Source organism: Janthinobacterium amylolyticum, assembly GCF_051380655.1.
Classification (GTDB): domain Bacteria; phylum Pseudomonadota; class Gammaproteobacteria; order Burkholderiales; family Burkholderiaceae_D; genus Janthinobacterium.
Genome location: NZ_JBNYXL010000002.1, coordinates 25462 through 48988, shown reverse-complemented (window position 1 = coordinate 48988; position 23527 = coordinate 25462). Strand labels below are relative to the sequence as shown.

Sequence of the window (23527 nt, the reverse complement as noted above, 5' to 3'; positions counted from 1 at the left end):
TGGCAGCAAATAGACAGGTCACCCATGAACACACGCTCTCCCCGCGCGCCCGCGCAAGAATTCGATACGGCACATTTCCGTCAGGCATTGTCGCAGTTTGCCACCGGCGTGACGGTGATCACCACGCGCCTGGCCGACGGCAGTTTCCGCGGCCTCACGGCCAGTTCCTTCAATTCCGTCTCGCTGTCGCCGCCGCTGGTGCTGTGGAGCCTGGGCTCGGTCGCCAACAGCATGCCCATCTTCAGCGGCAACTCCCATTACGTCATCAATGTGCTGGGCGCAGAGCAGGCGGAACTGGCTACGCGCTTTTCACGCCGCACGCCGAATCCCTTCGATGACGTCGAATACGAACTGTCGCGCACGGGCCAGCCCATCCTGAAAGGCGCATCGGCCTGGTTCGAGTGCCACAACCGCAGCCGCTACCCGGAAGGCGACCACGTCATTTTCGTGGGCGAGGTGGAGCAATGCGCGTTCGCCTCGCAGCCGCCGCTAATCTTCCACAACGGCAAGTTCAATACGCCTGCCGCCTGATCAAGCCCAAAAAAAATCCGCCGAGGCGGATTTTTTTGCATTACAGCTTGAAGTTGTAGCCGATGCTGACACTCACCGCCAGCGGGTCCAGGGTGATGCTCTGTGTCTGGCCGGTGGAGAATGTCGCCTTGGTTTTCAGGAACGTCTTGACCACGGCCACGTCGGCAAACCAGCGCTCGTTGATGGCCAGCGTACTGCCGACCACCAGGCTGCCTGCCAGCTTGTTCTTCATGCTGTAGGTGACCGGCTTGCCACCCGGATCCAGCAACGCCGTCAGCTGCCCCGAACCTCTTTCCTTCTGGAAGTAAGCATACGTCAGGCCCGCACCCACGTAAGGACGGATCATCGCATTGGGCTGGAAGAAACGGTACTGAATAAAGGCCGTCGGCGGCAAGGCTTCCGCCGTCCCCAGCTTGCCCGTACCCTTGATGGCGCCATCGCCCACCAGCTCATGCTTGTACGGCACGCCCAGGATCATTTCCGCCGAAACATTATCGGTGAGCATGTAGGCAAACGTCAGGATGGGCTTGGTATCCGACTTGACGTCGGCTTTGGTGCCCGGCAACGCCGGTGCCGACACATCGCCACTATCCACGTGCGGCGTGATCTTGTTCACGCCGGCCTTGACCATCCAGGTACCCGCGCTTTGCGCCGAGGCGCCCGTCGCCACGGCCATCGCGGCAGCCGCAGCCAGCACGCGCACGGCGGTATTCAAACGATTCTTCATCTTGTCTCCTGATTCATTGTGTGCGGAGTGTTCCGCTATCGAGTCTTGCCGAGTCTTGCCGCTATCGGCACCGGCCACGCCTCCGGGGCGCCGCCGGTGCTGCCTTCGTTTACAGCCAGCCGCGCACAACCATTTCCTTGGCCACATAACGGGCCAGCAGCAGGTTGTTGAACGGCGTCGGATGCACATCGTCGGCATAGGCGTAGTGGCTGACATCGCCCGTTTTCAGGTTCGAGCCGTTGCACACCAGCGAGCTGCCCAGGATGTTTTTCGCCGGCGTCAGGTCGCACGCCGTCTCGCTGACATTGGTCAGGCCATATGGACCGGGATTGACGCCCTGGTCATGGCTGACGGCAAACACGTCGACCAGCAAGACCTTCGCGTTGCCGTTCAAGCCGGAGCTCAGCTCACCGTTGAAGGCGCTGACCATGGCGTTGATGAGGGCCTTGGTATTGGCATCCTTGCTCAGGCCCGATGGCGTACCGGCCACGTCCGGCAGGTTGTTGACCACCACATAGTTGGCGCCCTTGGCAATGATCTGGTCCTTGACCAGCGCCACCAGCTCGATGCCGGCCTGTTTCATGGAAGCAATCAGCACAGGTCCTTGCGCCACGGCATAGTCGGCACCGGCCTTGGCACCGGCGGCGTTACCCGTGACGGTCGCATCGGCCTGCGCCTTGGCGGCCAGAGCAGGCGCCAGGGTTGGCGCATTCGTGTTACCGGCGAGAACAGCCGCTTGCACGCCAGCACCGACGATCGTCGTCGACGTGGCGCCAGGCGCGGCGCTGGCCGCTTTGATGGCGGCGCCGATCGACGCTGCTGCCGTAGCCGGATTGGTGGCGCCAGCGGCCAGGGCCATGGTCAGGTTGGTGGCGAAGGCCAGCGCGCCCGCATCGGCGCCGGCCTTGGTGCCGGCCGCCGTCGCGCCAGCTTGCAGGCCGCCCAGCTGGAACAGCACGTCATTGCCGCCGGCCATCACGAAGACGGCTTCCGTACCGCTGAACTTGCCACCGGAGACGGCCAGGTGATTGGCAATCTGCGTGACCACGGGCACGGTCAGTGCGCCCAGCGCGCTGCCCGTCAATTTGTTGTTCGGACCGACCGGATTGGTCACGCGCGAGCCGCCCATGGCATAGCCGAAGCAGCCGGCATGCTTGACGCGCGCAACGGCCAGGCCTTGTGCGGCGTTGCCTTCCAGGCCCGTTTCAGCGGCGCATGGCACTGGCAGGCTGAACTGGGCGGCCAGGTGCTCGGTCCAGTTCTTGCCGGTCAGTTCAGGATTGATGGCGGTGTTGTTGCCATTGATGGTGAATTTGCCGCCGCCTTTCGCCAGCACGGTGCCGACGGCGTACGAACCCACGTCGGACAGGCTGTCGCCGAACGACACCTGCGCCGAGTATTTGGTTTTCAGCGTTTGATCACCGCCGCTGGCGCCGCCGCAACCTGCCAGGACAGCCGCCGCCAACACGGCCAGCGCGAATTTTGTTTGATGCATTTTGTCTCCTCGGGTCTTTTTCTGGTTTCTAAACGAACGGGCGTGCTATTCGCTACCCAACTAATATGCCATCGTTCATGGGGCTTGTATATAAATTATGTTTGAAAAATCAGCCAATTTACAACAACGCCGGCACCCGGTCGCAGTGGAACGGATGCATCGATTATGGGGGAGGAAAGATGTTTCGTGGCAAGCATCTCTATTGCGCCGCATCAAGAAAAAGCCCCTTGCGGGGCTCTTTTCATACGGATAGAAATTGCTGCAAGATACCACTTGAGCCGAACGCGGCACGCCGCAAACGGTCATTGATGCCCAGCCACTGCGGGCCGGTGGGCGGCGCCTCGACGAGAATCAGCTCGGCGCCCACCTGGTCCATCGTGCGCAGCGAGGCGTACAGCGCGTGTGCATAGCTTTCCGGCACGGCGGCCAGGCGCACGCTGGCGCTGGCAGGCGGCATGTCCGAGTAATGGATCAGGGCAACGCGGCGTCCATCGTTGAGCAACCGGTTCAGCGTTTCGCCCAGCGCATCGCTGTGCTGCATCGCAACAGGCGTGTGTGGCGCGTAGTGCGATTCCAGGGTGCCCGATGCGCGCGGCGCGGCGGCGTCGGCCATGGCCGGCGCGCGGCCGATGACGGCGGCAATTTGTTCGCTGCTGATATGACCAGGGCGCAACAACACGGGGCCATGCGTGGCCAGGCGCGACAGGTCGACGATGGTCGATTCGATGCCGACATCGCTCTGTCCGCCATCGAGCACGGCACCCAACAAGCCGCTAGCGAGTTCCGCCGCGAATTCATCGCGCACGTGCTGCGCCGTGGTCGGGCTGACATTGCCGAATTTATTCGCCGACGGCGCCGCCAGCCCGCCCTTGCCGCCCTTGAAGGTGCGTAGCAATTCGATAGCCACCGGGTGCGACGGACAGCGCAAGCCCACCGTATCCTGGCCGCCGGAAACGGCGTCGGGAATATGCGCGGCGCGCTTGACGATCAGGGTCAGCGGACCGGGCCAGAAGGCGGCCACCAACTGTTCCGCCTCGACTGGAATGTCGTCGGACCAGTGCGCCAGGTCGGCGCCGGGCGCCACGTGCACGATCACGGGATGGTCGGATGGACGTCCCTTGGCTTCGTAAATGCGCGCCACGGCGGCCGGGTTTTCCGCATCGGCGCCCAGGCCATACACGGTTTCCGTGGGGAAAGCGACGAGACCGCCCGCTTCCAGCACGGCGGCGGCGGCTTGCAGGTCGTGTGCGGGCACGCTCACGGCGCGATTCCCAGGATCAGGCAAGCATCGTGCAGGCGCTGCTGCGCTTCCGGCAAGGTGGACGCGACCAGGGTCAGGTGGCCCATCTTGCGGCCACGCCGCGGATCATCCTTGCCGTACAGGTGCAGGCAGGCGCCCGGCAGCGCCAGGATGCGGTCCCAGGCCGGTTCGCTGGCGACATCGCCGCCGTCGGCAAACCAGGCGTCGCCGAGGATGTTGAGCATCACGGCCGGCGAATGCTGGCGCACGTCGCCCAGCGGCAAGCGCGCCATGGCCCGTACCTGCTGCGCGAACTGGCTGGTGACGCAGGCATCCATCGTGTAGTGGCCGCTGTTGTGCGGCCGCGGGGCCATTTCATTGACCACCAGGCTGCCGTCTTCCAGCACGAAAAATTCGATGCACAGCACGCCCACGTAGCCGAGTTCGGCGACCATGGCTTGCGCCGCCCGCTGCGCCTTGGCAGCGCTGTCGTCGCAGACGTTCGGCCCCGGCACGGTGGTGGTAAACAGCACGCCGTCGCGGTGCACGTTTTCGGCGATCGGATACACGACCGATTCGCCATCCGCGCCGCGCGCCGTCAGCACCGACACTTCATACGCCAGCGGCAGCATTTTTTCCAGCAGGCAAGTTACTTCGCCCATTTCCGCGAACGCGGCACGCACCTCGTCGCGCGTGCGCACGCGGAACTGGCCCTTGCCGTCATAGCCCATGCGCACGGTTTTCAAGATGCCTGGCAATAAGTCGTCGCCGATGGCGTCGATATCGTCTTGCGTGGCGATCACCATGTGCGGCGCCGGCAGCACGCCCGACTTGGCGGCGCAATCGACAAAGAAACGTTTTTCCGCGATGCGGTCTTGCGCCACCGACACGCCGTGGGCATTGGGCGCCACGAAGACGTGACTGGCCAGGCGCGACAGGCTGCCGGCCGGCACGTTCTCGAATTCCGTGGTGACGGCCAGGCACTGGGCGGCCAGCGCGTCGAGGCCGGCCTCGTCGTCATAGCCGGCGTTGATCAAGCGCTGCGCCACCTGCCCCGCAGGGCAAGTGGCGGCCGGTTCCAGCACAGGTTCAAGAACTGCAACCTGGTAGCCCATGCTCTGGGCGGCCTGGGCAAACATGCGGCCCAGCTGGCCGCCGCCCATCACACCCAGCCATGCCGATGGATGGGCGGCAGGCAGCAATGGGGAAGTCAATTTACTATTCATTATTTTTCAAGCACATTATTCAAGCGGCAAGACCATCGCCTTGGCGGCGGCCGTTTGCGTGGCGCGGAAAGCTTCGAGCTGTTCCGCCAGGGCGTCGTCGTTGGCGGCCAGCATGGCCACCGCCGTCAGCGCCGCATTTGCCGCGCCCGCTTCACCGATGGCGAAGGTGGCCACCGGCACGCCCTTGGGCATTTGCAGGATCGACAGCATGGAGTCTTCGCCACGCAGGTATTTCGATGGCACGGGCACGCCCAGCACGGGCACGATGGTCATCGCCGCCACCATGCCAGGCAGGTGGGCCGCGCCGCCGGCACCGGCGATGATGGCGCGCAAGCCGCGCGCGCGCGCGCTTTTCGCGTACGCATACATTTCGTCCGGCATGCGATGCGCGGAAATGACTTGCGCCTCGAAGGGCACGCCAAACTGTTTCAGGATGGCGACCGCGTTCTGCATCACGTCCCAGTCCGAGGACGAGCCCATGATGACGCCAACCAAAGGCTTGTTTTGCTCTGCCATCTTATGCCTTCAGCTTCTCGCCCGTCAGGCGTTCGATGGCTTCAAAATACTTGGCCTGGGTTTTTTCAATGACGTCGGCCGGCAGTGCAGGCGCTGGTGCGGTCTTGCCCCAGGTCAACGTTTCCAGGTAGTCGCGCACGAATTGCTTGTCGAACGACGGTGGCGAAATGCCTTCCTGGTAGGAATCGGCGGGCCAGAAGCGCGACGAATCGGCCGTCAGCACTTCATCCATCAGGTGCATCACGCCATTGTCGTCCAGGCCGAATTCGAACTTGGTGTCGGCGATGATGATGCCGCGCGTGGCCGCATATTCGGCGGCGGTTTTATACAGTTGAATGGCGACATCGCGCATCTTGGCGGCCAGCTCGGAGCCGATGCGCTGTTCCATTTCAGCAAAGCTGATGTTTTCATCATGCTCGCCCAGTTCGGCCTTGGCCGCCGGCGTAAAAATCGGCTCCGGCAGCTTGGCCGCCTGCTGCAGGCCGGCTGGCAATTCGATGCCGCAGATACTGCCCGACTCCTGGTAATCTTTCCAGCCCGAACCGATGATGTAGCCGCGCACGACCGCCTCGACCATGATCGGTTTCAGGCGCTTGGCCACGACGGCACGACCCCGTACCTGCTCCACTTCATCCGCTGCCACCACGGACTCAGGCGCGACGCCGGTCAGGTGGTTCGGCACGATATGGCCGAGTTTCTCGAACCAGAAGTCGCTCATCTGGTTGAGGACCATGCCCTTGCCGGGGATAGGCTCGTTCATGACGACATCGAAGGCCGACAGGCGGTCCGTCGTGACGATGAGGATCTTGTCGTCGCCAACGGCGTAGTTGTCGCGGACCTTGCCGTGGCCCAGCAGTGGCAGGGAATGGATGGAAGTCTGATAGAGGCTGTTCATAGCGGGGGAATAGTTGGATGAAACGAAACCGGCAGGCAGGGGGCGCCTGCCGGTCGAGAAAATCGGGCACGGAGGATTGCATCCGGCCCGTTCCAGACAGAATTTTACTTCACAATCTGCGACAGCTCGCCGGCCTTGTAGCGCTCGGCCATTTTTTCCAGTGGCATGGCCTTGATTTTCGACGCCTGGCCTTCGCAGCCGAACGCCTGCATGCGCGCGCGCACGATTTGTTCAGCAGCCAGACGGGCTGGCTTCAGGTAGTCGCGCGGGTCGAATTTCGACGGGTTCTCGAACAGGTACTTGCGGATCGCGGCCGTCATCGCCAGGCGGATGTCGGTGTCGATATTGATCTTGCGCACGCCGTGACGGATGCCTTCCTGGATTTCCTCGACTGGCACGCCGTAGGTTTCCTTCATGTCGCCGCCGAATTCACGGATGATGGCCAGCAATTCCTGCGGGACCGACGAGGAGCCGTGCATCACCAGGTGGGTGTTCGGGATGCGCGCGTGGATTTCCTTGATGCGGTCGATGGCCAGGATGTCGCCCGTCGGCTTGCGCGTGAATTTGTAGGCGCCGTGCGAGGTGCCGATGGCGATCGCCAGCGCGTCGCACTGGGTGCGCTGCACGAAATCGGCCGCTTGCGCCACGTCCGTCAGCAGTTGTTCGCGGGTCATGGTGCCGTCGGCGCCGTGGCCGTCTTCCTTGTCGCCCTTCATGGTTTCCAGCGAACCGAGCACGCCCAGTTCCGCTTCCACCGTCACGCCGATGGCGTGCGAGAATTTCACCACTTCACGCGACACTTCCACGTTGTATTCATACGAGGCAACCGACTTGCCGTCCGCTTCCAGCGAACCGTCCATCATCACGGAAGTAAAACCCGAACGGATGGCGGCCATGCAGACGGCCGGCGACTGGCCGTGATCCTGGTGCATGACGACGGGAATGTGCGGATACGCTTCGACGGCCGCGTCGATCAGGTGGCGCAGGAACGCTTCACCGGCGTACTTGCGCGCGCCAGCGGACGCCTGCATGATCACCGGGCTGTTGAGCGCGTCGGCGGCAGCCATGATGGCCTGCACTTGCTCCAGGTTGTTGACGTTGAAAGCAGGAATGCCGTAACCGTTTTCGGCGGCGTGGTCCAGCAGTTGACGCATGGATACGAGAGACATGGTAATACTCCAGATAACAATAGAAACCGTTGCGGCGCTTCGCGGCGGATGACTGACTGCCGCGCCGGCGCCTGCATTCTTTATATCAAATCAGCACGGAGTCAAGATCGCCGACCTTGACGATTTTCAATGCGTTCGTGCCACCCACCTGGCCCATCGGCTCGCCCCAGGTGACGACGATCATGTCGCCCTTCCTGACGATACCCTGTTCCACCAGTAAATCTTCCGCCTGCTTCAGCACTTGCGCGCTGGGGGCGTTCTGCATCAGATGATACGCGCGTACATTGCGGTACAGCGCCGCTTTGCGCAAGGTTGTGACGCTGGGCGTGAGCGCGTAGATCGGCGTGTCGATGCTGTGACGGCTCATCCACAAGGCCGTGGAACCGGACTCCGTCAGCGCCACGATGGCTTTCACGCGCAGGTGATGGGCCGTAAACAGCGCGCCATACGCGATCGACTGGTCGATGCGGGTAAACGTGACGTTGAGGAAATCAGCGTCGAGCTTGTTGTATTCGGACTGCTCCGCTTCGACGCAGATGGCGGCCATCATTTCCACCGTCTCGATCGGGTACTTGCCAGAAGCCGTCTCGGCGGACGTCATGACGGCGTCGGTGCCGTCGAGCACGGCGTTCGCCACGTCCGACACTTCGGCGCGGGTCGGCACGGCGTTGACGATCATCGATTCCATCATCTGCGTGGCCGTGATGGCCAGTTTATTTGACGCGCGCGCCATCTTGATCATGCGCTTTTGCAGGGCCGGCACGGCCGCGTTGCCCACTTCCACGGCCAGGTCGCCGCGCGCCACCATGATGCCGTCCGACGCATCGAGAATCTCTTGCAAGGCCGGAATGGCTTCCGCGCGCTCGATCTTGGCGATCATCATCGGCTTGTGGTGATACGGTTCGCCGGCGATATTGGCCAGCTGGCGCGCCATTTCCATGTCGGTCGCGCATTTCGGGAAGGAAATGGCCAGATAGTCGGCCTGGAAACTCATGGCCGTCTTGATGTCTTCCATATCTTTCGCCGTCAAAGCCGGCGCGGACAGGCCGCCGCCCTGGCGGTTGATGCCCTTGTTGTTCGACAGCTCGCCGCCGATCTTGACGGTGGTATGGATTTCGCTGCCGTGGATGCGCTCGACGATCAGCACGATCAGGCCGTCATTGAGCAGCAGCACGTCGTGCTTGTGCAGGTCGCGCGGCAGGGCCTTGTAGTCGAGGCCGACACGTTCCTGATTGCCCAGTTCGCCGTTCTCGCCCCACTTGGCGTCGAGGATGAACTTGTCGCCCGCTTCGAGCTGGATGCGCGCATTTTCAAACTTGCCGACGCGAATCTTCGGCCCCTGCATGTCGGCCATGATGGCCACTTCGCGGCCGCATTCGAGCGCCGCCAGGCGCACCAGCGCCGCGCGGTCGATATGGTCCTGCGCCTTGCCGTGGGAAAAATTCAAGCGCACCACGTCGACGCCCGCCCGTATCATCTTGACCAGGATATCGAAGTCGGTAGAGGCGGGGCCGATTGTTGCTACGATTTTTGTACCACGTGGCATAGGATTCCTTGTGCGCGAGCGAAGGTGAGCAAGACCTGGCGGCTGAACCGCCCGGCAAGGTAAAAGCGCAGCGGTCAGGCTGCGCTTGGTACTGAACTGCTAACTGCCGCGCCTCAGGCGGCGCGCTGCATGAGGATTTCGACGGCTGGCAAAGTCTTGCCTTCCAGGAACTCCAGGAAGGCGCCGCCGCCCGTCGAGATATAGCTGATTTTATCGGTAATGTCGTATTTTGCAATCGCCGCCAGGGTGTCGCCACCGCCGGCAATGGAGAATGCTTTCGATGCGGCAATGGCCAGCGCCAATGTCTTGGTGCCGTTGCCGAACTGGTCGAATTCGAACACGCCGACCGGGCCGTTCCAGACGATGGTGCCGGCGGCGCCGATCTGCTGCGCCAGCAGGGCCGCTGTTTTCGGGCCGATATCGAGGATCATGTCGTCGTCCGCCACGTCGGCCACATCCTTGACGGTGGCGGCTGCCGTTGGCGAGAATTCCTTGGCGCACACAACATCGACGGGAATCGGCACTTGCGCGCCGCGCTTGGCCATGATCTCGATGATGGCCTTGGCTTCATCGACGAGTTCGGCTTCCACCAGCGACTTGCCGACGTTCAAGCCGACGGCCTTCATGAAGGTGTTGGCGATGCCGCCGCCGACGATCAGGTTATCGACCTTGTCGGACAGGGCTTTCAAGATGGTCAGCTTGCTCGATACTTTCGAGCCGGCAACGATAGCCAGCAAGGGACGGGCCGGCGCGTGCAAGGCTTTGCCCAGCGCATCGAGTTCGGCGGCCAGCAGCGGACCGGCGCAGGCGACGGGCGCGAACTTGGCGATGCCGTGGGTGGATGCTTCGGCGCGGTGGGCCGTGCCGAACGCGTCATTGACGTAGATATCGCACAGCTTGGCCATTTTTTGCGCCAGCTCATCGCTGTTTTTCTTTTCGCCCTTGTTCACGCGCACGTTTTCCAGCAAGACCACTTGACCGGCGGCCAGCGATTCCAGGCCGGCGCCATCGATCCAATCTTGTTTCAATGCAACTTCCTGGCCCAGCAGCTGGGACAGGCGGGCAGCCACGGGCGCCAGGCTGTCGGCCGGCTTGAACTCGCCTTCCGTCGGACGGCCCAGGTGCGACGTCACCATGACGGCGGCGCCAGCGTCGAGGGCGGCGCGGATGGCCGGCACCGAGGCGCGGATACGCGTGTCTTCGGTAATCTTGCCACTGTCATCTTGCGGGACATTCAGGTCGGCGCGGATAAACACGCGCTTGCCTTGCAGTGCATTTTGGTCGATCAAATCTTGCAGACGGATGAAGTTGAGAACAGCTGACATGGCGATCCAGATGACGAGTGGAAGGAAGTGCGCTATTTTACCGCAATGACCAGACCAAATCGCCGATTTGTCCTGCTTTACTGAAAAACGTGCAACAGTCGCAAGCCCGTGAAAACCAGCATGCCAAATACAATGGTTTGCAACATATTACGGCGAATCACGAAAAAGATCGTGGCGGCAATACCCGACAAGAGTTTCAAGTTAGATAATTCGAAGTGCACCTGCTGCCCTTCCAGCAGCATGTCGGGCGCAATGATGGCCGCCAGCGCGCATGCCGGCGCATAGCGCAGCATCTCGCCGACCCGCCGGGGAATCGTGATGTGGTGGCCGATCAGCCAGAAGGTGCTGCGCGTGGCGGCCGTGGCCACCGCCAGCACGGCGATGGCAATCCACACATCAAGGCGGCCCCAATCGATACTCTCAAACATGGCGTTTTGTCCACTTTTCCGTCAATTCTTCCACCGCCATGGCGCTGAGCATGCCCACCAGCACGGCCACCAGCAAGCCCAGTTTATAGGGCAAGCCATACGCCAGCACGGCCACCGTGCCCGCCACCAGCACGCCGCACAGGGCGGCGCGGCTGAGGATCAGCGGTATCGTCACGCACAGGATCGCCAACGTGCCGGCAAAACCCAGCCCCCACTCGGCCGGCACGACGGCGCCCAGCACGATGCCGATGAAGGAACCGATTTGCCAGGCCAGCCAGTTGGGGTAGATCAGGCCCTTGAGGAAGGGCAGCTTGGCCGGGTCCGGCGTTTCGTCCGGGTAGCGCTGCAGGAACAGGCCCACGGTGATGTCGCCTGAAACATAGCCGAGCGCAAAGCGCTGGCGCCATGGCAGGTGGGCAAAGTGCGGCGCCAGCAGCACGGAAAAGATGACGAAACGCAAATTGACGACGAGGGCCGTGGCGAAGATCACCCACACGGGCGCGTGCGCGGCCAGCAAGGGCAAGGCGGCCAGCTGGGCCGAGCCGGCAAAGACCAGCAAGGTCATGGCCCCGGCCTGCGTCACCGTCAGGCCGCTTTTGACCATGGCCACGCCCACTACCATGCCCCAGGCGGCAATGCCCAGCAGGCTGGGCGCGCCCAGCTTCAGGCCGGCACGCCAGGCGTCTTTCAGCACGCCATCGTCCGGCGCGGCCACCACGGCGTTCACGCGGCGCTCCAGCGGACGGACTGTGGTAACTGCACAACAATGGTGCGCGCGAGGCGGACGGGGCGAAGTGGACGCAACGGTGATACCGGCAAGGCAAATCCAGTCAGTGTGGCGCTGCAAGTGCCCTGTTTCCGCAAAAAACCGCGCCGCAGCCGAAGATGATCAAGACGCCATTTTAGCGACGATTTTTGCTGGCTGCCTGAATCCGTTAAAATCGTGCTTTTGGCAGCAGCCGACTTCCTTCCATACAGCCTCACGGAGCATGACAAGATGACAAAATCCACCCAGCCAGCGGTCGAACTCGACGGTAAAGACTTGCCAGCCCACTGCCCTAACCCGGCCATGCCGCTGTGGTCGTCGCATCCGCGCGTGTTCCTGGAATTTAACAAGGACGGCATCGCCAAGTGCCCTTACTGCGGCACCGCCTACACCCTGAAGGAAGGCGCCAGCGCCGGCCACCATTAAACTGCCCAGCGGCGCGCCACCAGCGCGCCGTTTTTATTTGCACAATATTATTTGTACCGGTCCAGCACGGAGTCGTCATGAAACGTCTGAAGGAACTCAATGGCAGCGCCGCCGAAGTCGAAGCGGCGTTCTACGATGCATTGCACCGCGCCGACCTCGAAGCGCTGATGGCGCTGTGGGCGGACGATGAAGAGATCGTCTGCATCCACCCGGGCGGCGCGCGCCTGATCGGCCACGCCGCCATCCGCGCCTCGTGGGAAACCATCCTGGCGGGCGGCGGCCTGCATATCGTGCCGGCGCAGCTGCATGAAACACACAATCTGATGAGTTCCGTGCACACGGTCATCGAAGGCGTCACCAGCGAGGATGGCGCGCCGGCGCACCTGCTGGCGACGAATGTATACGTGAAGACGCCGCGCGGCTGGCGCATCGTGCTGCACCACGCCTCGATCGCCCCGGGCGGCGCACCGGCCGACACGACGGGGACGCAGATCCTGCACTGATGCCTTTGCCTCATATCAACAACGCGCCCTATGCCGCCCCGCTGTGGCTGCCTGGCGGCCACCTGCAGACGATTTATCCGGCCATGTGCCTGAACAAGCCGGCCGTGGCCTTCCGCCGTGAACGCTGGCAGGCGCCCGATGGCGACTTCGTCGACGTCGACCTGGTCGACGGCCAGCCGGGCCAGCCCTTCGTGGTGCTGTTCCACGGCCTGGAAGGGTCGTCGAACAGCCATTACGCGCGCGCCATGATGGCCGAGGTGGCGGCGCGCGGCTGGTCCGGCGCCGTGCCGCATTTTCGCGGCTGTTCAGGCGAAGCCAACCTGGCGCCGCGTTTTTACCATTCGGGCGACGCGCAGGAAGTGGACTGGGTCTTGCGCCAGTTGCGCCCGCGCGCCACGGGCAAGTTTTATGCAGCCGGCGTGTCGCTGGGCGGCAACGCCCTGCTGTGCTGGCTGGGCCAGTCGCAGCACCAGGCGGAGATCGTCGATGCCGCCGCCGCCGTGTCGGCGCCGCTGGACCTGGCGCAAGGGGGCAAGGCCCTGTCCACGGGCGCCAACCGGCTCTACACGCGCATGTTCCTGAATACCCTGAAACCGAAATGCCTGGCCAAGCTGGAGCAATTCCCCGGCCTGTTCGCGCGCGACGCCATGCTGGCCGCGCGCGACTTGCACGCCTTCGACAATGTCGTCACGGCACCTCTGCACGGCTACCGCGACGCCGACGATTACTGGCACCGCGCCAGCGCCAAGCACGTGTTGCACGACATCACCGTGCCCACCCTGGTACTGAATGCCCAAAACGATCCCTTCCTGCCCGGGCGCTTCCTGCCGCGCAGCGCCGCGCCGAACGTCACGCTCGAGTATCCGCGCCACGGCGGGCATGTCGGCTTTGCGGCCGGCGCCTTGCCAGGCAGCCTGGATTGGCTGCCGCAGCGCCTGCTTTCCCACTTTGAACACGGCAGCGTAGCGCCGTCCGCGCCGCAAAGCTGTCACGCTGGCGCTGCCCCCACTTACCCGGAAAATGTCTTACATGGATGATCTCGTCAAGCAAGCCCTGGCCAAATGGCCAAACGTCCCCCACTGCTACGGCTGGCTGGGCCTCGATGCGCGCGGCCACTGGCGCATGCGCGACCTGCAGGCGCAGCAACAGCAACTGCCGGGCGAGAAGATCGTCCATGCGGCCCTGCTGGGCTTTATCAACCGCAATTATGCGCAGGATGAACGGGGCTGCTGGTTTTTCCAGAACGGCCCGCAGCGCGTGTATGTGAACCTGGAAGCGACGCCGTACATCGCCCGCAGCGACCCGCAGCATGGTTTTGTCTTGCAGACGGGAGCGCCGCTGGAACAGTTTGAACAAGTCTACTGGTGCGACGACGGCACGCTGATCTTGCGCCACGCCGATATCGTGGCGCAGGTGGATGACCGCGACCTGTCGCAGGTGCTCGATGCGCTGCATGTCGATGGCCAGCCGGCCAGCAACGACGCCTTGCTGGACTGGCTGGAATGGCACCAGGGCAGCTTGACCCTATTGCACGCGGGCAAGCACATTGCCGTGCAGCCGCTGGACTATGACGCGGCGCCGTCCTTGTTCGACTTCGTGCAGCGGCCGCAAGCCGACACGGACGAGGACGAGGACTAGGACTTCTGGTCCTTCAGCTGCTCGCGGCGTTTTTCCTGCAATTCCCGCTCGCGCGCATCGATCACGGCCTGGTCGTAAAAGGTGGCGTCCGTCGATTTGCGGGCGATCGTCAGCTGGTCCAGCGCGGCCATCGTGGCACCCTGCAGCACGTAGGATTCGGCCAGGGCCATGTGCTGCAAGGTCATCTTGCCCTGTTCAGCATACGCTTTGGCCAGCAAGTCATACAGTTCCGGCTCTTCCTTGTACAGCTGCACCTGGTCGCGCAAATACAGGGTGGCCTGCTCCTGCTTGCCGGCCGCCATCAGCGCTTCCGCATACTGGCGGGCAATCCCGCGCGACAGGGGGAATTGCATGCGCGCAGCGTCCGCCGCCTTGAGGGCCTGCTGTGCCACTTCCTTCTTTTGCGCCGGCATCAAGAGCACTTCCAGCGCCATCGCCGCCAGCAGGGAATTCGGGCCTTGCGTGCCGCCCGAGGTAAACACATTCGGCCCGGCCGGCTGGTGCAGCGCCGCATTGGCCGCATCGAGTTCCGCCTGCGCCTCGGCGGGCTTGGCCTGCTTGACGGCCACATACGACAGGCCGTAATGGGCGGCCGTTACCTGGAAGCGGCTTTGCTGCTCCAGCTGTGTCTTGAAAACCGCCTTGGCATTGAGCAAACCCTGCACGCTTTCATCCTGCAGCACGCGGGCGCGCGCGCGTGCCAAATGGAAATTCAGGCTGTCCGGGCGCTGTTTATACGGCTGTTCGCGGATGCGCGCCTGGATATCGGCGATGCGCTCCGTCGTCAGCGGATGGGTTTGCAGGTAAGCGGGCACCAGGTCGCTGTACGAGCGGCTGGCCGCCTGCATGCGGCCAAAGAAGGCCACCATGCCGGTGGTGTCGAAACCGGCTTCGCCCATGATCTGGAAGCCGATGCGGTCCGCCTCGCGCTCGGCATCGCGGCCAAAATTGAGCTGGCGCTGGATGGCCAGGCCCTGGCCGGCGGCAAACACGCCCATGGCCACGTCGCCGCCGGCGCGCGACGCCAGCGCCGCCAGCAGCATGGCGGCCAGCGGCATCAGCGCATCCTGGCGCTGCTGGCCCAGCATGCGGGCGATATGCCGCTGCGCCACGTGGCCGATCTCGTGCGACAGCACGGAAGCGAGTTCCGCCTCCGTTTGCGCAGCCAACAGCAAGGCCGAGTGCACGCCGATGAAGCCGCCCGGCAAGGCGAACGCGTTCAACTGGGGATCGCGCACGGCAAAAAAGAAATAATCGTAGTTCGTTTCGCCGCGCACGCTGGGCCGCGCCGCCACCAGGGCGTTGCCGAAGGTATTCAGGTATTCCAGCAGGGGCGCGTCATCGAGGTAGTCGCGGTCGCCGCGCACGCCGCGCATGATTTCCTCGCCGATCTTGCGTTCCATCGCCGGCGACAGGTCTTCGCGCGAGGTATCGCCCAGGTTCGGCAGGTTGGGCGCAGGCGGCACGGCCAGCTGCGTCCAGGTGCTGGCCGGCTTGGCGGGTGCGGCGGGTTCCGAGCTGAAGGTTGGCTTTGGCGCGGCTAGCGCCGGTGAGGTTTGCGCCAGCGCGGCGTGCGCCAGCAAAAATGGCGAAGCGAGCCACAATGCGGCCAGCACGGGCGCGCGCCATGCCGGGCGCGGCATGGCCGCAACGGCGTGGTGGAGCACGGTGTGGAGGGGAGTTTTTGAATTCACGGGTGCTATCATACCTTGTTAGCGGCGCCCTTTCCCACGCGACAGGCAGGCGATATGCTTGTTGCATGCCTTGCCGCGCAAGTGTGCCGCGCCCACCATATTGACCTCATTTGACGCCATGACAACAGCAGACAAGCACGCCCCCGCCGGAGAACTGACCCATTTCGATGCCACGGGCCAAGCCCATATGGTCGACGTCGGCGGCAAGGAAGACACGCGCCGCAGCGCCGTGGCCGCCGGCACCATCCGCATGCAGCCCGCCACCCTGGCCCTGATCATTGCCGGCACCGCCAAGAAGGGCGACGTGCTGGGCATCGCCCGCATCGCCGCCATCATGGGCGCCAAGCGCACCAGCGATTTGATTCCCCTGTGCCACCCGCTGGCATTGACGCGCGTCACGGTCGATTTTGAGGTCGATGCGGCAGCCAACAGCGTGCACTGCCGCGCCCAGGTCGACACCACCGGCAAGACGGGCGTGGAAATGGAGGCGCTGACGTCAGTGCAGATCGGCCTGCTGACGATCTACGACATGTGCAAGGCCGTCGACCGCGGCATGGTCATGACGAATGTGCGCGTGCTGGAAAAGCATGGCGGCAAGTCGGGCGACTGGCACGCCCAGGTGTAAGGCCGCGCTGTACTATGCGGCCTGGCGCGTGCGCTGCCCCTGGACGCGGCGCAAGTCGCACAGCAGCCACACGCCGCTGGCCAGGCACAGCACGATAATGGCCACGGACAGGGGCAGGTGGAACTGTTCCAGCCCCGCCAGCGCGAAGCCGGCGTGGATCAGGCAGGTGCCCGCGCCCAGCGCGGCGCAGATGCCCGCATACAGTTTCGCCTGCGCGGTGGCCAGCAGCACGTGCCGGTAGCCCACCAGCACCACGGCAATCGCCGCCAGGTTAAACACCAGGAAACCCTGGATGCCGCCCGGCACATGAAACATTTCCCATTCACGCCAGTAGGCGGCATCGACCTGATGCAGGATCAGGCACAACATGGTCCAGAAGTAGCTGCGCGTCATGATATTTACATTCGTCAATATTGACGCAATTGTAAAGCGGGAAACACCCGGCGGCGCCAGCCCACGCATTTTTTTCCTGCCAAACCGCATTTTATTGATGTAAATGCTTTTTCATCAAGAATTCATGCATACTGCTATTCGACAACATTACGATGAGCATCGCATGACAAGCAACATACCCGCCGCGGAAAGCAAGCTCCAGGACTTCGAGTTCGAGGCCATGAATCTGCAGGTGGGTGGGCGCATCCAGTTCATCACGCACCGCACCATCAAGCCCATCCAGCATTTCTCGACCCTGATCGGCTATGTGAAGGATGAGTACCTGATCGTCAAGATTCCCATGGAAAACGGCGGCGCCATCATGCTCAACGAAGGCGACAAGCTGACCATCCGCGTGTTTTCCGGCGTCACCGTGTGCGCGTTTTCCTGCAGCGTGCTGCGCATCTTTGGCCGCCCGCTCAACTATGTACACCTGAGCTTTCCCGACGCCATCCAGGGCACCAGCTTGCGCACGGCCATGCGCGTGAAAGTCGAGATTCCCGCCCAGCTCAGCTACCGCGAAGTGGCGGCTGTGCCCGTGTTCATCGTCAACCTCAGCGTGTCGGGTGCGCTGATCGAATCACCCAGCATGCTCACGCCAGACGACGCCGGCGTCATGCTCAGCTTTACCTTGCTGGTGCAGCCGAACAAGCACCAGATGCGCGTCAATACGCGCGCGCGCATCCAGAACGTCAGCGTGGGCAAGCCCTCGAATGGCCATGCGGCGGACGTGGCGGAAATTCATACGTACGGCGTGCAATTCATCGACCTGGAACCGACCCACTACACCTTGCTGCAAAACCTCACGTATGAAGCGCTGATCGCCGACCGGCAAAAGATCGTCTGAGGCCGCTGCGCCGCTGCCGCGGCCACCGCGTCACAGCCTCACTGCGTCGCCGCCGGCGCGGGCGGATTGTTCTTCAGGATGGCCGCGATGGCAGCCGTATTCGTCACGGTGGTGCTGTTTAGCCAGCTCAGGCTGCTGGTGCCCGGCTGCAGGGTCATGGTCACGAGCTTGCCGCCCATGCCGGCGCCCAGATCCTCTGCCAAAGTCAGCTCGATATTGCCGGTGGTGACCTTGCCGCTGGCCACTTCGCGCGTTGGAGTAAAGGCGGGGATGGGGCCAGCGACGTTCTGCGCCGGCGTGCTGCAAACGCCCGCCTCGCCGGCATTTTCCTGCACGCACAGGGCCACCGCCGTTTTCAGCGGCGCGGCCGCCGCCAGCACGTTGCTGACCTTGGCCCGCATCGTGTAGTCGCCGTACTGGGGAATGGCCACGGCCGCCAGGATGCCGGCGATGGCCACCACGATCATCAGTTCTATCAAGGTAAATCCGCTCTGCGCGCGCATCGTTGCCTCCCAGGCTGCATATGGTCACGCCATGCACGGTGCAAGCGCCATGCCAGCAGTGCGCACGGGCGAAGCGGGATCGGGCGGCAAGAAAAACGACGCATTTGGGCGCAAGCGGGCAATTCCCGTCGGCCGCTGCCGTGGCGCGTCCTTGCCGCAGGCAAAAAAAAAGGAGCCGAAGCTCCTTTTTTTATTGCATCAAGACCAGGCTGGAATTACAGCATGGCTTTCAGCAGACGCGCCATTTCCGACGGGTTTTTGGTCACGGTGATGCCGCAAGCTTCCATGATTTCCAGCTTGGCTTGTGCCGTATCGGCACCGCCCGAGATCAGCGCGCCGGCGTGGCCCATGCGCTTGCCTGGAGGAGCGGTCACGCCAGCGATGAAGCCGACGACCGGTTTTTTCATGTTGTCTTTGATCCAATAAGCCGCGTTGGCTTCGTCAGGACCGCCGATTTCGCCGATCATGATGACCGCGTCGGTATCTGGATCATCATTGAACATCTTCATGATGTCGATGTGCTTCAGACCGTTGATCGGGTCGCCGCCGATGCCGACTGCCGACGATTGGCCCAGGCCCAGTGCGGTCAGCTGACCAACTGCTTCATAGGTCAGGGTGCCCGAACGCGATACCACGCCGATACGGCCCTTCTTGTGGATGTGGCCTGGCATGATGCCGATCTTGATTTCGTCTGGCGTGATCAGGCCTGGGCAGTTAGGGCCCAGCAGCAAGGTTTTGCTGTTGGCTTTAGCCATGCGGTCTTTCAGGGCCATCATGTCACGCACAGGAATGCCTTCGGTAATGCAAATGGCCAGATCCATTTCAGCTTCGACAGCTTCCCAGATCGCAGCTGCCGCGCCTGCTGGCGGCACGTAGATCACGGAAACGTTGGCGCCGGTTTCTTTTTTCGCTTCGGTCACGTTAGCGAAAATAGGAATGCCTTCGAAATCTTCGCCGGCTTTCTTCGGGTTCACGCCTGCCACGAAGGCAGCTTTGCCGTTCGCGTAGTCGCGGCAACCGCGGGTGTGGAACTGACCGGTCTTGCCGGTGATCCCTTGGGTAACGACTTTGGTATCTTTATTGATCAGAATGGACATGTTGATTCCTTAATTAAGCTTGACCGGCAGCAGCGGCAACGACGCTCTTGGCTGCATCTTCCATGGTGTCGGCTGCGATGATAGGCAGACCGGAATCGGCCAGCATCTTTTTGCCCAGATCTTCGTTGGTGCCCTTCATGCGCACCACCAGCGGCACGTTCAGCGAAACGGCTTTCACTGCGGCGATGACGCCTTCAGCGATCACGTCGCAACGCATGATGCCGCCGAAAATGTTCACCAGGATAGCTTTCAGGCCTGGATTTTTCAGCATGATCTTGAACGCTTCGGTCACTTTTTCTGCCGTGGCGCCGCCGCCGACGTCCAGGAAGTTGGCTGGCTCGCCGCCGAACAGTTTAATCGTGTCCATGGTCGCCATGGCCAGGCCGGCGCCGTTTACCAGGCAACCGATGTTGCCGTCGAGCGAGATGTAGGCCAGGTCGAATTTCGACGCTTCGATTTCCGCTGGATCTTCTTCGTCCAGATCGCGCAGGGCGACGATTTCCGGATGGCGGAACAGGGCGTTCGGGTCAAAGTTGAACTTCGCGTCCAGGGCGATGACCTTGCCGCTGCCGGTGACGATCAGCGGGTTGATCTCGGCCAGCGAGCAGTCGGTTTCCCAGTAGGCTTTGTACAGGCCTTGCAGGTTGACGCGGGCGTCGGCGATCGAACCGGCAGGCACGCCGATTTTCGCGGCGATGTCGTCTGCCTGGGCATCGGTCAGGCCGGTGCCTGGATCGATGGTGACGTGGTGGATTTTCTCAGGGTGGCTCTCGGCCACTTCTTCGATGTCCATGCCGCCTTCGGACGACGCCATCAGGACGATTTTCTGGGTGACGCGGTCGGTGACCAGCGAAACGTACAGTTCTTGCTTGATGTCGGCGCCTTCTTCCACCAGCAGGCGGTTGACTTTCTGGCCTTCGGCGCTGGTCTGGTGCGTGATCAGCTGCATGCCCATGATCTGGTCAGCGTATTCCTTGACCTGTTCGATCGATTTTGCCACTTTCACGCCGCCGCCCTTGCCGCGGCCACCTGCGTGGATCTGCGCCTTGACAACCCATACCGGGCCGCCCAGGGTTTCCGCAGCCTTGACGGCTTCTTCAACGGACATGCACGGAATACCGCGTGGTACCGTCACTCCGTGCTGCCGGAGGATTTCTTTGGCTTGATACTCATGGATTTTCATGCTGGCTTCCCTTCTGATACTGATTTGTAAAAATACGGTTAGTGGTGCAAAAAAAACAGGAAAAACGGGAAAAACAGCGCCGGGGTCACGCTTTGGCTACCCAGCGCGGGTAATACTGTGCCACCGCCCCGCCATCGGTGCGCAGGGCGTGGCATCTGTCGAGTTGAAACGGCTTTTCATGCGGCAAATCAGCATTCTCACCGTCGCGGGTCGACCAGACATCGCCGGCAAATGCCTGAACCGTCGCAGTCGGCAAGACTTGCGCCAGTTCCGTCAAATGGGTACAGCCGGCGATTCCCGCCAGGCGCTGTTTCAAGTCGCGGCGGAAATTCTTCAATAAATTCAGACCGATCAGCGCCCTGTAGGCGGGGCCGATGGTATCGCAAAAACCGGGATACGGTACGGCCTCGGAGGCGGCTTCAGCCTCGACGATGGTCAGTTCGCGATCGACGGTAATGCGTAAATGGAGGTCATGCAGGGGGGTGCCGGCGGGACGGGGGCCGGAGGCCAGGGTCGCGTCATAGCTTTTGATATCGGTGATACGGGCGTCAATATCCCACAGGCCGTCGTCGCGCACATACGCTTGGACGTCGATAACGCGGGAGTGCCGTAGGGCGCGCCGGGATACGGGAGTTGACAGGGGCATAAGACCGATGCCGCTTGCGCGGCCATAATTTAGTAAGCAGCCATGTGCATAAAGCACGCCGTTCGCAGCTTCTACGAACAGCAACCGCACCTGCGGCGCCGCAAAAACCCTAAAAGTGTAGCACACAGGGCGCTAGTTGCGCCGCAACATAATTTTTTATTGGTCTTGCCGCCCGCCTGAAATTATTGATGAAAATCGCAAAACAAATGACCGCCATTCACGATTCAAATAACTAATTACAGGCATGCAGGCCTTGCCTGCCTGCCCGCCGCCCCGCCTCAGTCGGCCACGCCCAGGGCGCGCAGAACCGGCAAGGTGCGCGTGGCAAAATACTCGGCGTGCGCCAGTAGCTCGGCCAGGTTTTCCTCTTCCGTCAGCAAGGGCTGTCCATCCCTGGTCAGCAACTGGTTCAGGCGCAGCAGCACGGGCCACGTCGCGCGCACGCAGTCCTGCGGCGTTGCAGCACCTTGCAGCTGCGCCCACAGGAATAGCTGTTGTAAATGCGATACAACCACGCCGCCCCCCGTCAGGGGACTGGCGAGGATATGCAGATCCGTGCGCTCCAGCGCCAGCGTCAGCAGGTGCGCATTCAGGCGCGCCGTCTGCGGCCGCGCCACGGCGATGCCGGCCTCGTCCTGGACGGCCAGCACGCTGCCCTTGCTGACGAGAATCAGCACGATTTGCAGCAAGGCGGCCAGGCCGGCGTCGCTGCCCGCCAGTTGCAGTTGCTGCTCCAGTTCGCCTATTGTGTAGACGCGGTGGTCCGCCATGGCATCGAGCACGGGCGCATACACGCGCTCGTCCATATCGGCGTCGCCCAGCACGCCATGCACGCTCAGCACCACTTCGTCGCGCGGCACGGCCAGCATCACGCGCACGGCCCGCAAGGCGCTCGCCTGGGCGAGCGGCGTCAGCCGGCGCGCGCCCTTGACCCAGTAATCCTTGCGGAACTGCTCGTTGACGAGGAAGGCGCGCGTCGTTTCGCGGAAGGTGGGATCGGGAATCTCGGCGAGGAATTGCTGGTGCTCGGCCGTCAGGTTCAGCATGTCGACCAGCGCCGTGTAATTGGCGGACGCGGCAAACTCCAGCTTGGCCTCGCCCAACATGGCGGCCAGGCGCGAAAAGGCCATCGGCTGCCAATCCGCATTGAAGTATTCGTGCGCCACATAATTGCGGTCCAGCGCCTTGAGTTTCTCGAAGCGGTCCGCCAGCAGGGGATAGGCTTCCAGGTAGCGCGGTTGCGTGGCGATCATCCGGTCGACGAAATCGATGGCGCCGTCGACTCTGGCCAGCACGCCCACGCCCGGCGCGCTCATGACGCGGCTATGTTCGGCCAGCAAGTCGCGCATCGGCATCATGGCGCTCCAGCCTGGCTGCGTGTTATAGCTGATGTAGGCGACGCCGCCCACTTTCAGCTTGCGCTGCAGGAACGCGACGATCAGTGCGCGGTTTTCCGCCGAGACCCAGCTCCAGATCCCGTGCAGGCAGATATAGTCGAAATCAGGCAAGTCGTCGCGGCGGCAAAACTGCGCGAACGATTCATCCGTGAACTGCGCGCCGGCGCCGGACGCGCTGGCCAGTTCCTGCGCAAAAGCGGCCTGGGACGGGTTGAAATCATTGCCATGCCAGCGCGTGGCCGATGCCGCCGCATGGATGTTGGCGCTGACGCCCTGGCCAAAACCCAGCTCGCACGCCGTGCCGCTGGCCGGCAAGGCCAGGCCGGCGGCCAGCAGGGGCAGCCGCAGGCGCAAGGGGTTCAATTCTTCGTAATAGCCATAGGTATAGGCGATTTCGGCCATATAGCCGGCATTCCAGTTGCTCATCTCGCGTCCTGTCACGGTCAGTGGCGCTGCGCGCAGCGCACAGCATTCGAGCGCCAGCATACCCGATCGCACGGCGGCGTCATACGGGAAACAGAGCGCGTTTGAAAGCCCAGTTCGTGGCAGGCCGCCAGGCGTGGCATGGGCAAGGCGACACAGGGGCCGAGCCGGGCCGAGGCGAGGCGGGCTGGGCTGGGCTGGCGGAACGCCAGGCACCGTGACCATGGCGCCATGGTGGCGGTGGCGGTG

Annotated in this window: 26 protein-coding genes; 8 read left to right on the top strand and 18 right to left on the bottom strand. The window is 62.9% G+C overall.

Features of this window, described 5'->3' with window-relative positions:
• Positions 1 to 24: 24 nt before the first annotated feature.
• Positions 25 to 531 carry a flavin reductase family protein gene (locus ACQ4WR_RS03835; protein ID WP_102293558.1) on the top strand — a complete coding sequence of 169 codons (507 nt, stop codon included), beginning with the start codon at positions 25 to 27 and terminating at the stop codon, positions 529 to 531.
• 40 nt (positions 532 to 571) lie between these two features.
• Here the strand turns inward: ACQ4WR_RS03835 and ACQ4WR_RS03830 are convergent, their stop codons facing one another.
• The 11 genes from ACQ4WR_RS03830 to ACQ4WR_RS03780 all read right to left on the bottom strand — a co-directional run bounded on the left by ACQ4WR_RS03830 (position 572) and on the right by ACQ4WR_RS03780 (position 11825).
• Positions 572 to 1258 (bottom strand): OmpW/AlkL family protein, encoded by a 687-nt coding sequence (locus tag ACQ4WR_RS03830; RefSeq protein ID WP_180979333.1) that lies wholly within the window; start codon positions 1256 to 1258, stop codon positions 572 to 574.
• Positions 1259 to 1367: 109 nt separating this feature from the next.
• Positions 1368 to 2753: an SGNH/GDSL hydrolase family protein gene (locus ACQ4WR_RS03825; protein WP_436485437.1), complete on the bottom strand. Its 1386-nt coding sequence runs from the start codon at positions 2751 to 2753 to the stop codon at positions 1368 to 1370.
• A 241-nt stretch (positions 2754 to 2994) separates the two neighbouring features.
• Complete coding sequence (locus tag ACQ4WR_RS03820; RefSeq protein WP_436485435.1) at positions 2995 to 4014, bottom strand: L-threonylcarbamoyladenylate synthase; 1020 nt, start codon at positions 4012 to 4014, stop codon at positions 2995 to 2997.
• A complete protein-coding gene (locus tag ACQ4WR_RS03815) occupies positions 4011 to 5219 on the bottom strand; it encodes a 5-(carboxyamino)imidazole ribonucleotide synthase (protein ID WP_436485434.1) in 1209 nt (402 codons plus the stop codon). Before ACQ4WR_RS03815 ends, ACQ4WR_RS03820 begins: the two co-directional genes overlap by 4 nt.
• A 15-nt stretch (positions 5220 to 5234) precedes the next feature.
• Positions 5235 to 5735, bottom strand: coding sequence for a 5-(carboxyamino)imidazole ribonucleotide mutase (gene purE, locus ACQ4WR_RS03810; protein WP_102293562.1), 501 nt, complete (start codon positions 5733 to 5735; stop codon positions 5235 to 5237).
• 1 nt (position 5736) lies between these two features.
• Entirely contained in the window at positions 5737 to 6630 is an 894-nt protein-coding gene (locus ACQ4WR_RS03805) for a phosphoribosylaminoimidazolesuccinocarboxamide synthase (protein WP_436485432.1), read from the bottom strand.
• A 104-nt stretch (positions 6631 to 6734) separates the two neighbouring features.
• Positions 6735 to 7799 carry a class II fructose-bisphosphate aldolase gene (gene fba / locus ACQ4WR_RS03800; RefSeq protein WP_034746119.1) on the bottom strand — a complete coding sequence of 355 codons (1065 nt, stop codon included), beginning with the start codon at positions 7797 to 7799 and terminating at the stop codon, positions 6735 to 6737.
• An 85-nt stretch (positions 7800 to 7884) separates the two neighbouring features.
• Complete coding sequence (gene pyk / locus ACQ4WR_RS03795) at positions 7885 to 9345, bottom strand: pyruvate kinase (RefSeq protein ID WP_102293564.1); 1461 nt, start codon at positions 9343 to 9345, stop codon at positions 7885 to 7887.
• 113 nt (positions 9346 to 9458) lie between these two features.
• Positions 9459 to 10670 (bottom strand): phosphoglycerate kinase, encoded by a 1212-nt coding sequence (locus ACQ4WR_RS03790; RefSeq protein WP_436485431.1) that lies wholly within the window; start codon positions 10668 to 10670, stop codon positions 9459 to 9461.
• A gap of 77 nt (positions 10671 to 10747) precedes the next feature.
• Entirely contained in the window at positions 10748 to 11098 is a 351-nt protein-coding gene (locus tag ACQ4WR_RS03785) for an AzlD domain-containing protein (protein WP_436485430.1), read from the bottom strand.
• Positions 11091 to 11825: an AzlC family ABC transporter permease gene (locus tag ACQ4WR_RS03780; protein ID WP_436485428.1), complete on the bottom strand. Its 735-nt coding sequence runs from the start codon at positions 11823 to 11825 to the stop codon at positions 11091 to 11093. The genes ACQ4WR_RS03785 and ACQ4WR_RS03780 overlap by 8 nt, the downstream gene beginning before the upstream one ends.
• A 270-nt stretch (positions 11826 to 12095) precedes the next feature.
• Here ACQ4WR_RS03780 and ACQ4WR_RS03775 point away from each other — a divergent pair, with 270 nt between their 5' ends.
• The 4 genes from ACQ4WR_RS03775 to ACQ4WR_RS03760 all read left to right on the top strand — a co-directional run bounded on the left by ACQ4WR_RS03775 (position 12096) and on the right by ACQ4WR_RS03760 (position 14431).
• Complete coding sequence (locus tag ACQ4WR_RS03775) at positions 12096 to 12290, top strand: zinc-finger domain-containing protein (protein ID WP_102293567.1); 195 nt, start codon at positions 12096 to 12098, stop codon at positions 12288 to 12290.
• Positions 12291 to 12367: 77 nt separating this feature from the next.
• Positions 12368 to 12793, top strand: coding sequence for a YybH family protein (locus ACQ4WR_RS03770; RefSeq protein ID WP_102293568.1), 426 nt, complete (start codon positions 12368 to 12370; stop codon positions 12791 to 12793).
• Complete coding sequence (locus tag ACQ4WR_RS03765) at positions 12793 to 13830, top strand: YheT family hydrolase (RefSeq protein ID WP_436485426.1); 1038 nt, start codon at positions 12793 to 12795, stop codon at positions 13828 to 13830. The genes ACQ4WR_RS03770 and ACQ4WR_RS03765 overlap by 1 nt, the downstream gene beginning before the upstream one ends.
• The gene (locus ACQ4WR_RS03760) at positions 13823 to 14431 is read left to right on the top strand and encodes a DUF2946 family protein (protein WP_436485425.1); all 609 of its coding nucleotides are present in this window, start codon (positions 13823 to 13825) and stop codon (positions 14429 to 14431) included. Before ACQ4WR_RS03765 ends, ACQ4WR_RS03760 begins: the two co-directional genes overlap by 8 nt.
• Here the strand turns inward: ACQ4WR_RS03760 and ACQ4WR_RS03755 are convergent.
• Positions 14428 to 16074 carry a M48 family metallopeptidase gene (locus ACQ4WR_RS03755; protein WP_436486084.1) on the bottom strand — a complete coding sequence of 549 codons (1647 nt, stop codon included), beginning with the start codon at positions 16072 to 16074 and terminating at the stop codon, positions 14428 to 14430. The two genes, ACQ4WR_RS03760 and ACQ4WR_RS03755, sit on opposite strands and share 4 nt — an antisense overlap.
• A 169-nt stretch (positions 16075 to 16243) precedes the next feature.
• Between ACQ4WR_RS03755 and moaC the strand changes: the two genes are divergently transcribed.
• Positions 16244 to 16750: a cyclic pyranopterin monophosphate synthase MoaC gene (gene moaC / locus ACQ4WR_RS03750; RefSeq protein ID WP_436485423.1), complete on the top strand. Its 507-nt coding sequence runs from the start codon at positions 16244 to 16246 to the stop codon at positions 16748 to 16750.
• A gap of 12 nt (positions 16751 to 16762) precedes the next feature.
• On the opposite strand, the gene ACQ4WR_RS03745 is transcribed toward moaC, so the two are convergent.
• Complete coding sequence (locus ACQ4WR_RS03745; RefSeq protein WP_436485421.1) at positions 16763 to 17143, bottom strand: DUF6713 family protein; 381 nt, start codon at positions 17141 to 17143, stop codon at positions 16763 to 16765.
• 163 nt (positions 17144 to 17306) lie between these two features.
• Here ACQ4WR_RS03745 and ACQ4WR_RS03740 point away from each other — a divergent pair, with 163 nt between their 5' ends.
• Positions 17307 to 18029: a flagellar brake protein gene (locus ACQ4WR_RS03740; RefSeq protein WP_436485420.1), complete on the top strand. Its 723-nt coding sequence runs from the start codon at positions 17307 to 17309 to the stop codon at positions 18027 to 18029.
• Between the two features lie 38 nt (positions 18030 to 18067).
• Here ACQ4WR_RS03740 and ACQ4WR_RS03735 read toward each other — a convergent pair whose 3' ends face one another.
• Entirely contained in the window at positions 18068 to 18508 is a 441-nt protein-coding gene (locus ACQ4WR_RS03735) for a pilin (protein WP_436485418.1), read from the bottom strand.
• Between ACQ4WR_RS03735 and ACQ4WR_RS03730 the strand changes: the two genes are divergently transcribed.
• The gene (locus tag ACQ4WR_RS03730) at positions 18480 to 18803 is read left to right on the top strand and encodes a hypothetical protein (protein WP_436485417.1); all 324 of its coding nucleotides are present in this window, start codon (positions 18480 to 18482) and stop codon (positions 18801 to 18803) included. The two genes, ACQ4WR_RS03735 and ACQ4WR_RS03730, sit on opposite strands and share 29 nt — an antisense overlap.
• Here ACQ4WR_RS03730 and sucD read toward each other — a convergent pair.
• The 4 genes from sucD to ACQ4WR_RS03710 form a co-directional block, all read right to left on the bottom strand.
• Positions 18748 to 19629 (bottom strand): succinate--CoA ligase subunit alpha, encoded by an 882-nt coding sequence (gene sucD / locus ACQ4WR_RS03725; protein ID WP_034746085.1) that lies wholly within the window; start codon positions 19627 to 19629, stop codon positions 18748 to 18750. The genes ACQ4WR_RS03730 and sucD overlap by 56 nt on opposite strands.
• A gap of 13 nt (positions 19630 to 19642) precedes the next feature.
• Positions 19643 to 20812: an ADP-forming succinate--CoA ligase subunit beta gene (gene sucC / locus ACQ4WR_RS03720; protein ID WP_034746081.1), complete on the bottom strand. Its 1170-nt coding sequence runs from the start codon at positions 20810 to 20812 to the stop codon at positions 19643 to 19645.
• Positions 20813 to 20897: 85 nt separating this feature from the next.
• A complete protein-coding gene (locus ACQ4WR_RS03715) occupies positions 20898 to 21542 on the bottom strand; it encodes a DUF2889 domain-containing protein (protein ID WP_374755234.1) in 645 nt (214 codons plus the stop codon).
• A gap of 194 nt (positions 21543 to 21736) precedes the next feature.
• The gene (locus ACQ4WR_RS03710) at positions 21737 to 23281 is read right to left on the bottom strand and encodes a methyltransferase regulatory domain-containing protein (RefSeq protein ID WP_436485415.1); all 1545 of its coding nucleotides are present in this window, start codon (positions 23279 to 23281) and stop codon (positions 21737 to 21739) included.
• Positions 23282 to 23527: the final 246 nt, after the last annotated feature.